This is a genomic window from Bacillus gobiensis, from assembly GCF_001278705.1.
Lineage (GTDB): Bacteria > Bacillota > Bacilli > Bacillales > Bacillaceae > Bacillus > Bacillus gobiensis.
The window spans coordinates 3,670,131-3,683,047 of the sequence record NZ_CP012600.1; the positions used below are offsets into that span (position 1 = coordinate 3,670,131).

The following is a 12,917-nucleotide window of genomic DNA, read 5'->3' on the forward strand; positions in this document are numbered from 1 at the left end:
AGAACATATCTCTCTTACGGTTCACTTATCGAACCCAAGAGGGTTCCCGAGGAACAAGGAATTCTAGGAATCGAGTGAAGGAGCACCGGAGCGTACTTAAGTACGTGAGGATGCGACTGAACGAAGATGACAACGAAGTCCGCCGTTCATCGGAAGCCGTAACCCATGGTTTGGTGGCGATGGCGAAGAGGTCACACCCGTTCCCATGCCGAACACGGAAGTTAAGCTCTTCAGCGCCGATGGTAGTTGGGGGATTCCCCCTGTGAGAGTAGGACGCCGCCAAGCTAATTGCACGTAAGTGCAACAAAAGCATCTAGTTTATAACTTTAAAATGCTTTTTTAGGAGGATTAGCTCAGCTGGGAGAGCATCTGCCTTACAAGCAGAGGGTCGGCGGTTCGAGCCCGTCATCCTCCACCATATTTATGATTTTACATATGAAACCTGTATGCCGGTGTAGCTCAATTGGTAGAGCAACTGACTTGTAATCAGTAGGTTGGGGGTTCAAGTCCTCTTGCCGGCACCACTTCTATGTGTTACTATTGTAAAGTTGTTTTGATAATGTAAATATTGTTTTTCTTGTGTTTAAATCAAGAGCCATTAGCTCAGTCGGTAGAGCATCTGACTTTTAATCAGAGGGTCGAAGGTTCGAGTCCTTCATGGCTCACCACTGCTATGCGGGTGTGGCGGAATTGGCAGACGCGCTAGACTTAGGATCTAGTGTCTTTGACGTGGGGGTTCGAGTCCCTTCACCCGCATGATTTTTGCGGAAGTAGTTCAGTGGTAGAACATCACCTTGCCAAGGTGGGGGTCGCGGGTTCGAATCCCGTCTTCCGCTTAACTGCTGCTTGCCGGGATGGTGGAATTGGCAGACACACAGGACTTAAAATCCTGCGGTAGGTGACTACCGTGCCGGTTCAAGTCCGGCTCTCGGCATACGATCACGCGCCCGTAGCTCAATTGGATAGAGCGTTTGACTACGGATCAAAAGGTTAGGGGTTCGACTCCTCTCGGGCGCGCCATACTATTATGAAAACGGGAAGTAGCTCAGCTTGGTAGAGCACTTGGTTTGGGACCAAGGGGTCGCAGGTTCGAATCCTGTCTTCCCGACCATTCCTTTGGGGCCTTAGCTCAGCTGGGAGAGCGCCTGCCTTGCACGCAGGAGGTCAGCGGTTCGATCCCGCTAGGCTCCACCATTATAATGATCTTTGAAAACTAAACAAGACAAACGTACCTGTTAATTCTAGATTTTGTTTTAAAAAAATCGCATAGGCGACTATGCGTAGTCAGTCAAACTTTTTATTGGAGAGTTTGATCCTGGCTCAGGACGAACGCTGGCGGCGTGCCTAATACATGCAAGTCGAGCGGACCTTTGGAGGCTTGCCTCCGAAAGGTTAGCGGCGGACGGGTGAGTAACACGTGGGTAACCTGCCTGTAAGATTGGGATAACTCCGGGAAACCGGGGCTAATACCGGATGCGTCACGAAACCGCATGGTTTTGTGATCAAAGGTGGCACTTGTGCTACCACTTACAGATGGACCCGCGGCGCATTAGCTAGTTGGTGAGGTAACGGCTCACCAAGGCAACGATGCGTAGCCGACCTGAGAGGGTGATCGGCCACACTGGGACTGAGACACGGCCCAGACTCCTACGGGAGGCAGCAGTAGGGAATCTTCCGCAATGGACGAAAGTCTGACGGAGCAACGCCGCGTGAGTGATGAAGGTTTTCGGATCGTAAAGCTCTGTTGTCAGGGAAGAACACGTGCCGGTTGAATAAGCCGGTACCTTGACGGTACCTGACCAGAAAGCCACGGCTAACTACGTGCCAGCAGCCGCGGTAATACGTAGGTGGCAAGCGTTGTCCGGAATTATTGGGCGTAAAGCGCGCGCAGGCGGTTCTTTAAGTCTGATGTGAAAGCCCCCGGCTCAACCGGGGAGGGTCATTGGAAACTGGGGAACTTGAGTGCAGAAGAGGAGAGTGGAATTCCACGTGTAGCGGTGAAATGCGTAGAGATGTGGAGGAACACCAGTGGCGAAGGCGACTCTCTGGTCTGTAACTGACGCTGAGGCGCGAAAGCGTGGGGAGCGAACAGGATTAGATACCCTGGTAGTCCACGCCGTAAACGATGAGTGCTAAGTGTTAGAGGGTTTCCGCCCTTTAGTGCTGCAGCAAACGCATTAAGCACTCCGCCTGGGGAGTACGGTCGCAAGACTGAAACTCAAAGGAATTGACGGGGGCCCGCACAAGCGGTGGAGCATGTGGTTTAATTCGAAGCAACGCGAAGAACCTTACCAGGTCTTGACATCCTCTGACCACCCTAGAGATAGGGCTTTCCCTTCGGGGACAGAGTGACAGGTGGTGCATGGTTGTCGTCAGCTCGTGTCGTGAGATGTTGGGTTAAGTCCCGCAACGAGCGCAACCCTTGATCTTAGTTGCCAGCATTCAGTTGGGCACTCTAAGGTGACTGCCGGTGACAAACCGGAGGAAGGTGGGGATGACGTCAAATCATCATGCCCCTTATGACCTGGGCTACACACGTGCTACAATGGGCAGAACAAAGGGCTGCGAGACCGCAAGGTTTAGCCAATCCCACAAATCTGTTCTCAGTTCGGATTGCAGGCTGCAACTCGCCTGCATGAAGCTGGAATCGCTAGTAATCGCGGATCAGCATGCCGCGGTGAATACGTTCCCGGGCCTTGTACACACCGCCCGTCACACCACGAGAGTTTGCAACACCCGAAGTCGGTGAGGTAACCATTTGGAGCCAGCCGCCGAAGGTGGGGCAGATGATTGGGGTGAAGTCGTAACAAGGTAGCCGTATCGGAAGGTGCGGCTGGATCACCTCCTTTCTAAGGATAATGAACGGAAACGAGGGAGCTCTCCCGAGAGCTTCCTCGGGACAGGTACGTACGATCTTGTTTAGTTTTGAAGGATCATTCCTTCAAATGAAGATGATGTTCTTTGAAAACTGGATAACGAAAGAGTAAGACATTCACATTGATTTTTTTGTAGTAAGTTCGATCTAACGGTTAAGTTAGAAAGGGCGCACGGTGGATGCCTTGGCACTAGGAGCCGATGAAGGACGGAACGAACACCGATATGCTTCGGGGAGCTGTAAGCAAGCTTTGATCCGGAGATTTCCGAATGGGGAAACCCTCTGTTCGTAATGGAACAGAATCTTATCTTGAATTCATAGAGATAAGAAGGCAGACCCGGGGAACTGAAACATCTAAGTACCCGGAGGAAGAGAAAGCAAACGCGATTCCCTAAGTAGCGGCGAGCGAAACGGGATTAGCCCAAACCAAGAGGCTTGCCTCTTGGGGTTGTAGGACACTTGATATGGAGTTACAAAGGAACGGGGTAGATGAAGAGGTCTGGAAAGGCCCGTCAAAGAAGGTAACAACCCTGTAGTTGAAAGTCCGTTCCCTCCCAAGTGGATCCTGAGTACGGCGGGACACGAGGAATCCCGTCGGAATCCGGGAGGACCATCTCCCAAGGCTAAATACTCCCTAGTGACCGATAGTGAACCAGTACCGTGAGGGAAAGGTGAAAAGCACCCCGGAAGGGGAGTGAAAGAGATCCTGAAACCGTGTGCCTACAAGTAGTCAGAGCCCGTTAACGGGTGATGGCGTGCCTTTTGTAGAATGAACCGGCGAGTTACGATCCCGTGCAAGGTTAAGTTGAAGAGACGGAGCCGCAGCGAAAGCGAGTCTGAATAGGGCGCATGAGTACGTGGTCGTAGACCCGAAACCAGGTGATCTACCCATGTCCAGGGTGAAGTTCAGGTAACACTGAATGGAGGCCCGAACCCACGCACGTTGAAAAGTGCGGGGATGAGGTGTGGGTAGGGGTGAAATGCCAATCGAACCTGGAGATAGCTGGTTCTCTCCGAAATAGCTTTAGGGCTAGCCTCAAGGTAAGAGTATTGGAGGTAGAGCACTGATTGGACGAGGGGCCCCTACCGGGTTACCGAATTCAGTCAAACTCCGAATGCCAAATACTTATCCTTGGGAGTCAGACTGCGAGTGATAAGATCCGTAGTCGAAAGGGAAACAGCCCAGACCGCCAGCTAAGGTCCCAAAGTATACGTTAAGTGGAAAAGGATGTGGAGTTGCTCAGACAACCAGGATGTTGGCTTAGAAGCAGCCACCATTTAAAGAGTGCGTAATAGCTCACTGGTCGAGTGACTCTGCGCCGAAAATGTACCGGGGCTAAACGTATCACCGAAGCTGCGGACTGTTCTTCGAACAGTGGTAGGAGAGCGTTCTAAGGGCTGTGAAGCCAGACCGGAAGGACTGGTGGAGCGCTTAGAAGTGAGAATGCCGGTATGAGTAGCGAAAGAGGGGTGAGAATCCCCTCCACCGAATGCCTAAGGTTTCCTGAGGAAGGCTCGTCCGCTCAGGGTTAGTCGGGACCTAAGCCGAGGCCGAAAGGCGTAGGCGATGGACAACAGGTTGATATTCCTGTACCACCTCCTTTCCGTTTGAGCAATGGGGGGACGCAGGAGGATAGGGTAAGCGCGGTGTTGGATATCCGCGTCCAAGCAGTTAGGCTAAGGAGATAGGTAAATCCGTTTCCTTATTAGGCTGAGCTGTGATGGCGAGTGAAATTTTAGTAGCGAAGTTCCTGATTCCACACTGCCAAGAAAAGCCTCTAGCGAGGAAAATGGTGCCCGTACCGCAAACCGACACAGGTAGGCGAGGAGAGAATCCTAAGGTGATCGAGAGAACTCTCGTTAAGGAACTCGGCAAAATGACCCCGTAACTTCGGGAGAAGGGGTGCTTCTTAGGGTGAATAGCCCCGAGAAGCCGCAGTGAATAGGCCCAGGCGACTGTTTAGCAAAAACACAGGTCTCTGCGAAGCCGCAAGGCGAAGTATAGGGGCTGACGCCTGCCCGGTGCTGGAAGGTTAAGGGGAGCGCTTAGCGTAAGCGAAGGTGCGAACTGAAGCCCCAGTAAACGGCGGCCGTAACTATAACGGTCCTAAGGTAGCGAAATTCCTTGTCGGGTAAGTTCCGACCCGCACGAAAGGCGCAACGATCTGGGCACTGTCTCAACGAGAGACTCGGTGAAATTATAGTACCTGTGAAGATGCAGGTTACCCGCGACAGGACGGAAAGACCCCGTGGAGCTTTACTGCAGCCTGATATTGAATGTTGGTACAGCTTGTACAGGATAGGTAGGAGCCTTTGAAACCGGAGCGCCAGCTTCGGTGGAGGCATCGGTGGGATACTACCCTGGCTGTATTGACCTTCTAACCCGCCGCCCTTATCGGGCGGGGAGACAGTGTCAGGTGGGCAGTTTGACTGGGGCGGTCGCCTCCTAAAATGTAACGGAGGCGCCCAAAGGTTCCCTCAGAATGGTTGGAAATCATTCGCAGAGTGTAAAGGCACAAGGGAGCTTGACTGCGAGACCTACAAGTCGAGCAGGGACGAAAGTCGGGCTTAGTGATCCGGTGGTTCCGCATGGAAGGGCCATCGCTCAACGGATAAAAGCTACCCCGGGGATAACAGGCTTATCTCCCCCAAGAGTCCACATCGACGGGGAGGTTTGGCACCTCGATGTCGGCTCATCGCATCCTGGGGCTGTAGTCGGTCCCAAGGGTTGGGCTGTTCGCCCATTAAAGCGGTACGCGAGCTGGGTTCAGAACGTCGTGAGACAGTTCGGTCCCTATCCGTCGTGGGCGCAGGAAATTTGAGAGGAGCTGTCCTTAGTACGAGAGGACCGGGATGGACGCACCGCTGGTGTACCAGTTGTTCTGCCAAGGGCATCGCTGGGTAGCTATGTGCGGACGGGATAAGTGCTGAAAGCATCTAAGCATGAAGCCCCCCTCAAGATGAGATTTCCCATTCCCTATGGAAGTAAGATCCCTGAAAGATGATCAGGTAGATAGGTCTGAGGTGGACGTGTGGTGACACATGGAGCTGACAGATACTAATCGATCGAGGACTTAACCTAGTTTAATTGAATGTCATATACTCCCCACGTTATCCAGTTTTGAGAGAATACATCTCTCTTACGGTTCACTTATCGAACCCAAGAGGGTTCCCGAGGAACAAGGAATTCTAGGAATCGAGTGAAGGAGCACCGGAGCGTACTTAAGTACGTGAGGATGCGACTGAACGAAGATGACAACGAAGTCCGCCGTTCATCGGAAGCCGTAACCCATGGTTTGGTGGCGATGGCGAAGAGGTCACACCCGTTCCCATGCCGAACACGGAAGTTAAGCTCTTCAGCGCCGATGGTAGTTGGGGGATTCCCCCTGTGAGAGTAGGACGCCGCCAAGCACATGATAGAAAAAGGATCAGCTTATCCAAGCTGGTCTTTTTTTGTTTTCGGAAGCTTTTTAGCCAAAGACGGATATATTCCTACAATGGTCGGATATATTTTAACGCTTCAAGAAATATAATCCCTTCCCCCCTCAAGCTAACAGCAAATCGATTTCATATACTTGTTTTCTTAGGTTCTTTCGGAGCTGCAAAGTCTGGGTAACCTAAGTTGATAAATCTGATGACCTTCCCATTTTCAGAAGGACTGAAAAAATTCCTCTGCTTTTTAATTTCCAAAATAAATAAGTACAAAATTAAATATTGCCCCGTTCAAGCCTGAGAAAACAACGAAACTATGGGGGACAATGACTTTAATATCTGGGATTGGAGTACCTAATAAATCAGCAATGCATTAGGTTAAATACTTCTTATGGAACGTTCTATAAAAACTTATCTAAAAATAAGAAACTAAAATATAATAGACCTTACTTAATGTTTTACACAAATTAAAAGTGGAAATAATATAAAAGAACAAGCGAGAAAGTTGAAAAATTTCGTGAAACATTTTATAGTAAGATTAAAGTCAAATATAGTCAAAGTCAATGAAGGAGGGGGTTGAGTGGGAAATAATATATCTGACATTATTGAAAAGTATCTGAAGCAAGTGTTAGATACGAACGGCAAAGAGCTGTTGGAAATAAAGCGCAGTGAAATTGCAGATAAGTTTCAGTGCGTGCCTTCCCAGATCAACTATGTCATCAATACAAGATTTACGAGTGAAAGAGGGTACATTGTAGAGAGTAAGAGAGGCGGCGGCGGATACATCAGAATTTATAAAATTAAAGCAAGTGATGAAATCGAACTGCTTGATGCCATTATTTCTCAAATCAATTCCCATCTCTCCCAAGCGGCTTCTGACGGCATTATTATTCGATTGGTTGAAAATGGTGTCATAACTGAAAGAGAAGCGAAAATGATGGTGAGTGTAATGGATCGCTCGGTAATCTATATAGATTTACCTGTACGAGATGAATTGAGAGCCAGAATGATGAAAGCAATGCTCACCTCATTAAAATTCAAATAAAAGCAGGTGAAACAATTGATTTGTCAAGAATGTAAAAAAAGACCTGCCACTTTTCATTTTACTAAAGTACTTAATGGCGAGAAAAAGGAAATGCATATCTGTGAACAATGTGCAAAGGAAAGCAGCGAGTCATATGCTATGGATGGAAACGGGGGCTTCACCATTCACAATTTGTTGTCGGGGCTTCTAAATTTCGATTCAGCCATTTCAAGCACAAATCAAGTATTTAATCAACCTGACTCAGTTCACTGCAATAAGTGCCACATGACCATGCAGCAATTTAGAAAAACCGGCCGTTTTGGGTGTGCAGAATGCTATAAAACATTCCACTCCTACATTACCCCTATTCTCCGTAAGGTTCATGGCGGCAATACAGTTCACAGCGGTAAAATACCTAAACGAATCGGTGGAAACCTCCATTTACGAAGAGAATTAGAAACGTTGAAAAAAGAGTTAATCGATGCGATCCAACAAGAGGAATTTGAGGAAGCCGCAACGATTAGAGACCGTGTTCGTCTTCTTGAGCAACAATTATCTGAGAAGAGGGAGGAGGAATAGAACAAATGTCGTTAAAGCATTTTATTCAAAATGCCCTTAGCAATTGGATGAGCCAAAATGGTCCAGACAATGACATTGTGCTTAGCAGCCGGGTGCGCCTTGCCCGTAATCTTGAAAGCACCCGATATCCTTCTCAATTTTCAAATGAGGAAGCAAAACGCATTCTAGACCTATTTGAAAAACAGTTTACTGATCAGCATTTACAAGAGATAGGCAGGTTTCTCTTAGTAAAAATGGACGATGCCCAGCCGTTAGAAAAAAGGGTTCTCGTGGAAAAGCATCTGATCAGCCCGCATTTAACGGAGTCTCCGTTTGGCGGATGCCTCCTTTCTGAAAATGAAGAGGTTAGTGTCATGCTGAATGAAGAGGATCACATTCGAATCCAATGCCTATTCCCCGGCTTCCAGCTTGCAAATGCGTTGAATGCAGCCAACCTTGTCGATGATTGGATAGAAGAAAAGGTCGACTATGCGTTTTCTGAGCAAAGAGGATACTTGACCAGCTGTCCTACAAATGTAGGGACAGGGCTTAGGGCTTCAGTCATGATGCATTTGCCTGCACTTGTTCTAACTAGGCAAATCAATCGAATTATTCCTGCAATTAACCAATTGGGGCTTGTTGTTAGAGGAATTTATGGAGAAGGCAGCGAAGCTTTAGGTAATATCTTTCAAATTTCAAATCAAATTACTTTAGGGAAATCCGAGGAAGACATCGTTGAAGATCTGAAGAGTGTGGTTGCTCAACTTATTGAAGAAGAGAGATCGGCAAGAAATGCTCTTTATCAGACTTCAAAAATTCAATTGGAAGACAGAGTCTATCGGGCATATGGAGTGTTATCAAACTGCAGGATGATCGAGTCAAAAGAAACAGCCAGATGCCTTTCCGACGTGAGATTAGGTATAGACTTAGGTATAATAAATGGAATATCAAGCAGTATTTTAAATGAACTCATGATTTTAACACAGCCTGGTTTCTTGCAGCAGTATGCTGGAGGTGCATTGAAACCAGACGAGAGAGATATTCGGAGGGCGGCGTTAATCAGGGAACGCCTGAAGCTCGAAGCAAGCCCGAAACGACAGGAGGATGAATCAATATGATGTTTGGACGATTTACTGAACGTGCTCAAAAGGTTTTAGCTCTTGCACAGGAAGAAGCTCTTCGCCTTGGCCATAATAATATAGGAACAGAACATATCTTGCTCGGCCTTGTACGAGAAGGGGAAGGTATTGCAGCAAAAGCCTTGCAGGCATTAGGGCTTGGCTCTGAAAAAATTCAAAAAGAAGTAGAAGGATTAATCGGACGCGGACAAGAAATTTCGCAGACGATCCATTATACGCCGAGAGCAAAAAAGGTGATCGAGCTTTCAATGGATGAGGCGAGAAAGCTTGGCCATTCCTATGTTGGAACTGAGCATATTTTGCTTGGCCTCATCAGGGAAGGCGAGGGCGTGGCTGCCAGGGTATTAAATAATCTTGGTGTCAGCTTAAATAAAGCAAGGCAGCAGGTGCTTCAGCTGCTCGGCAGTAATGAAACCGGAACTGGCGGAGCTGGAACGAACAGCAATGCAAATACGCCTACTCTCGACAGCCTTGCCAGAGATTTGACGGCAATCGCCAGAGAAGACAGCCTGGATCCTGTGATAGGCCGCAGTAAAGAAATCCAGCGCGTGATCGAAGTGCTTAGCCGCAGAACGAAAAACAATCCTGTGTTAATAGGGGAGCCAGGGGTAGGTAAAACCGCAATCGCTGAAGGGTTAGCCCAGCAGATCATAAATAATGAAGTTCCGGAAATCCTTCGTGATAAACGAGTAATGACACTGGATATGGGAACGGTCGTTGCCGGAACTAAATACCGTGGTGAATTTGAAGACCGCTTAAAGAAAGTCATGGATGAAATTCGCCAGGCGGGCAACATCATTCTATTCATCGATGAGCTTCATACGTTAATCGGTGCTGGTGGAGCAGAAGGTGCCATTGATGCCTCAAATATTTTAAAACCGTCTCTTGCACGTGGTGAATTGCAATGTATCGGAGCGACTACACTGGATGAATATCGTAAATATATTGAAAAGGATGCGGCGCTCGAAAGACGTTTCCAGCCAATCCAAGTTGATGAGCCATCTGTGGAAGAAAGCATCTTAATTTTAAGAGGCCTTCGTGACCGCTATGAAGCTCACCATCGCGTATCAATAACTGATGATGCCATTGAAGCGGCGGTTAAGCTTTCTGACAGATATATTTCTGATCGTTTCCTTCCAGATAAAGCGATCGACTTAATTGATGAAGCAGGATCAAAAGTAAGACTGCGTTCATTTACGACTCCTCCGAACTTGAAGGAGCTTGAACAAAAGCTTGACGAGGTTCGCAAAGAAAAAGACGCAGCGGTTCAAAGCCAGGAATTTGAGAAAGCCGCTTCTCTCCGTGACACTGAACAGCGTCTGAGAGAACAGGTTGAAGAAACGAAGAAAAATTGGAAAGAAAAACAAGGCCAGGAAAATTCCGAAGTCGCTGTTGAGGACATCGCCCTTGTCGTCGCAAGTTGGACAGGAGTGCCTGTATCAAAAATTGCGCAAACAGAGACCGATAAATTATTAAATATGGAAAACCTTCTTCACTCTCGCGTTATTGGCCAGGACGAGGCCGTTACGGCGGTTGCAAAGGCCGTTAGACGGGCGAGGGCAGGCCTTAAGGACCCTAAACGTCCGATCGGTTCATTTATCTTCCTGGGGCCGACAGGGGTCGGAAAAACGGAGCTTGCAAGAGCACTTGCCGAATCAATTTTTGGCGATGAAGAAGCGATGATCCGCATTGATATGTCAGAGTACATGGAAAAACATTCGACTTCACGTCTGGTTGGCTCTCCTCCGGGATATGTCGGCTACGATGAAGGCGGACAGCTTACGGAAAAAGTAAGAAGAAAACCGTATTCCGTCGTACTTCTTGACGAAATTGAAAAAGCTCACCCTGATGTATTTAATATCTTGCTCCAAGTGCTTGAAGATGGAAGGCTGACTGATTCAAAAGGACGTACAGTCGATTTTCGCAATACCATCTTAATCATGACGTCAAACGTTGGAGCAAGCGAGCTAAAACGCAACAAATACGTTGGTTTCAATGTACAGGATGAAAACCGCGACTACAAAGATATGAAAGACAAAGTCATGGGAGAATTAAAACGGGCATTCCGTCCGGAGTTCATCAACCGGATTGATGAAATCATCGTCTTCCATTCGTTGGAGAAAAAGCATTTGAAAGAAATCGTGACTCTTATGTCAGAACAGCTTACGAGCCGCCTGAAAGAACAGGATCTTTCTATCGAATTAACGCCGGCTGCAATTGAAAAAGTGGCTGAAGAAGGCGTAGATCTTGAGTATGGCGCAAGGCCGCTTAGAAGAGCAATCCAAAGGCATGTTGAGGACCGCTTGTCTGAAGAGCTCCTAAGAGGGCAAATCGATAAAGGGCAGCATATCGTTTTGGACGTTCAAGATGGAGAGTTTGTCGTAAAAACAAAAGCACGTACGAATTAATATAGAAAGAGACAGAGGCATACAGTGTGAAAGTATGCCTCGCTTTCTTACTTATAGGCATTTGAACCTTCAAGAGAGAGGAAAAATTCAAGATGGCAAAAACAAAATCAAAAACGATCTTCCTATGCCAGTCCTGCGGCTATGAATCGCCGAAATGGATGGGGAAATGCCCCGGGTGCTCTGCTTGGAATACGATGGTGGAAGAAAAGATAAAAAAAGAGTCTCCCGGAAGAAGAACTGCTTTTGCCCATTCAAACCAAAAAGTTCAAAAACCATCCCCGATTACGAATATAGAAACTAGTGAAGAACCCCGTCTGCAAACCAATTTAGGAGAATTTAACCGAGTGCTGGGAAACGGTATTGTAAAAGGTTCACTCGTTCTTATAGGAGGGGATCCGGGTATTGGCAAATCCACGCTTCTGCTTCAAGTTTCAAATCAACTCTCGGATTTAAAGCAAAGCGTATTGTACATATCTGGAGAAGAATCTGTCCGGCAAACAAAGCTTCGCGCAGACAGGCTCGGAATAAATAACCCATTATTGCATGTTTTATCTGAAACCGATTTGGATTATATTACGTCTGCTATAGAAGAGATGAATCCTTCGTTTGTTGTTGTAGATTCTATACAAACTGTCTATCAAAGCGAAATCACTTCTGCGCCGGGAAGTGTTTCACAGGTAAGAGAGTGTACAGCAGAATTGATGAGAATTGCAAAAACGAAAGGCATCCCGATTTTTATTGTCGGCCATGTGACGAAAGAAGGGTCGATTGCCGGCCCAAGATTACTAGAGCATATGGTAGATACGGTTCTTTATTTTGAAGGTGAACGGCATCACACATTCCGAATATTACGTGCAGTGAAAAATCGCTTCGGTTCAACCAATGAAATGGGCATTTTTGAAATGAGAGAAGAAGGACTGACAGAAGTGTTAAATCCATCAGAAATTTTTCTGGAGGAACGGTCAGCTGGCGTGGCTGGATCCAGTGTCGTCGCCTCAATGGAAGGAACAAGGCCGGTATTGGTCGAAATTCAGGCGCTGATTTCTCCTACCAGCTTTGGAAATCCGCGCAGAATGGCAACGGGAATTGATCATAATCGAGTGTCTCTCCTCATGGCCGTGTTAGAAAAAAGAGTCGGGCTTCTGCTTCAAAATCAAGATGCATACTTAAAAGTAGCAGGAGGAATAAAACTGGATGAACCCGCCATTGATTTAGCCGTTGCTGTCAGTATCGCTTCCAGCTTTCGAGACATGCCGCCGGGCCCTGCCGATTGCTTTATTGGAGAGGTTGGACTGACAGGAGAGGTGAGAAGGGTGTCCAGAATTGAACAACGCGTGCAAGAGGCAGCCAAGCTTGGCTTTAAGCGAATGATTATACCTTCGGCTAATATGGAAGGCTGGACAAAGCCAGCTGGTGTGGATGTCATCGGTGTGGGGAACGTATCAGAAGCACTTCGTACATCTTTAGGGGGAACATGATAG

General features: G+C 47.6%; 6 protein-coding genes, 9 tRNA genes and 4 rRNA genes. All 19 read left to right on the forward strand.

Translation table 11 applies throughout. The features are described from left to right. Positions 1 to 169 precede the first annotated feature (169 nt). The 19 genes from rrf (AM592_RS18395) to radA all read left to right on the forward strand — a co-directional run bounded on the left by rrf (AM592_RS18395) (position 170) and on the right by radA (position 12,914). Positions 170 to 285, forward strand: a 5S ribosomal RNA gene (gene rrf, locus AM592_RS18395). Between the two features lie 57 nt (positions 286 to 342). Beyond that, positions 343 to 418: transfer RNA gene (locus AM592_RS18400), tRNA-Val, on the forward strand. Between the two features lie 30 nt (positions 419 to 448). After that, positions 449 to 524, forward strand: a tRNA-Thr gene (locus AM592_RS18405). 68 nt (positions 525 to 592) lie between these two features. Further along, a tRNA-Lys gene (locus AM592_RS18410) sits at positions 593 to 668 on the forward strand. A gap of 7 nt (positions 669 to 675) precedes the next feature. Further along, a tRNA-Leu gene (locus AM592_RS18415) sits at positions 676 to 756 on the forward strand. Positions 757 to 764: 8 nt separating this feature from the next. Beyond that, positions 765 to 836 (forward strand) — tRNA-Gly (locus AM592_RS18420). Positions 837 to 848: 12 nt separating this feature from the next. Next, a tRNA-Leu gene (locus tag AM592_RS18425) sits at positions 849 to 934 on the forward strand. A 9-nt stretch (positions 935 to 943) separates the two neighbouring features. Then, a tRNA-Arg gene (locus AM592_RS18430) sits at positions 944 to 1,020 on the forward strand. A 14-nt stretch (positions 1,021 to 1,034) separates the two neighbouring features. Continuing rightward, positions 1,035 to 1,111 (forward strand) — tRNA-Pro (locus tag AM592_RS18435). Positions 1,112 to 1,118: 7 nt separating this feature from the next. Continuing rightward, positions 1,119 to 1,194: transfer RNA gene (locus AM592_RS18440), tRNA-Ala, on the forward strand. Between the two features lie 103 nt (positions 1,195 to 1,297). Then, a 16S ribosomal RNA gene (locus AM592_RS18445) occupies positions 1,298 to 2,849 on the forward strand. 9 nt (positions 2,850 to 2,858) lie between these two features. Then, positions 2,859 to 2,987 carry a hypothetical protein gene (locus AM592_RS25055; RefSeq protein ID WP_264080142.1) on the forward strand — a complete coding sequence of 43 codons (129 nt, stop codon included), beginning with the start codon at positions 2,859 to 2,861 and terminating at the stop codon, positions 2,985 to 2,987. 40 nt (positions 2,988 to 3,027) lie between these two features. After that, positions 3,028 to 5,957, forward strand: a 23S ribosomal RNA gene (locus tag AM592_RS18450). Positions 5,958 to 6,170: 213 nt separating this feature from the next. Next, positions 6,171 to 6,286: ribosomal RNA gene (gene rrf / locus AM592_RS18455) — 5S ribosomal RNA — on the forward strand. Together the 16S, 23S and 5S rRNA genes with 9 tRNA genes alongside form the textbook arrangement of a ribosomal RNA operon. Positions 6,287 to 6,887: 601 nt before the next feature. Then, complete coding sequence (locus tag AM592_RS18460) at positions 6,888 to 7,352, forward strand: CtsR family transcriptional regulator (protein WP_053605141.1); 465 nt, start codon at positions 6,888 to 6,890, stop codon at positions 7,350 to 7,352. Positions 7,353 to 7,367: 15 nt separating this feature from the next. Beyond that, on the forward strand, positions 7,368 to 7,910 hold the full coding sequence (locus AM592_RS18465; RefSeq protein WP_053605142.1) for a protein-arginine kinase activator protein McsA: 543 nt from the start codon (positions 7,368 to 7,370) through the stop codon (positions 7,908 to 7,910). Positions 7,911 to 7,915: 5 nt separating this feature from the next. Continuing rightward, entirely contained in the window at positions 7,916 to 9,007 is a 1,092-nt protein-coding gene (locus AM592_RS18470) for a protein-arginine kinase McsB (protein ID WP_053605143.1), read from the forward strand. Next, positions 9,004 to 11,436: an ATP-dependent protease ATP-binding subunit ClpC gene (gene clpC, locus AM592_RS18475; RefSeq protein WP_053605144.1), complete on the forward strand. Its 2,433-nt coding sequence runs from the start codon at positions 9,004 to 9,006 to the stop codon at positions 11,434 to 11,436. The genes AM592_RS18470 and clpC overlap by 4 nt, the downstream gene beginning before the upstream one ends. Positions 11,437 to 11,528: 92 nt before the next feature. Beyond that, on the forward strand, positions 11,529 to 12,914 hold the full coding sequence (radA, locus tag AM592_RS18480; RefSeq protein ID WP_053605145.1) for a DNA repair protein RadA: 1,386 nt from the start codon (positions 11,529 to 11,531) through the stop codon (positions 12,912 to 12,914). The last annotated feature ends 3 nt before the right edge of the window (positions 12,915 to 12,917 follow it).

Excerpts from the sequence above, each read along its gene's own strand:
- AM592_RS25055 (WP_264080142.1), top strand. The coding sequence starts at position 2,859 with ATGAACGGAAACGAGGGAGCTCTCCCGAGAGCTTCCTCGGGACAGGTA.
- AM592_RS18470 (WP_053605143.1), top strand. The coding sequence starts at position 7,916 with ATGTCGTTAAAGCATTTTATTCAAAATGCCCTTAGCAATTGGATGAGC.
- clpC (WP_053605144.1), top strand. The coding sequence starts at position 9,004 with ATGATGTTTGGACGATTTACTGAACGTGCTCAAAAGGTTTTAGCTCTT.
- radA (WP_053605145.1), top strand. The coding sequence starts at position 11,529 with ATGGCAAAAACAAAATCAAAAACGATCTTCCTATGCCAGTCCTGCGGC.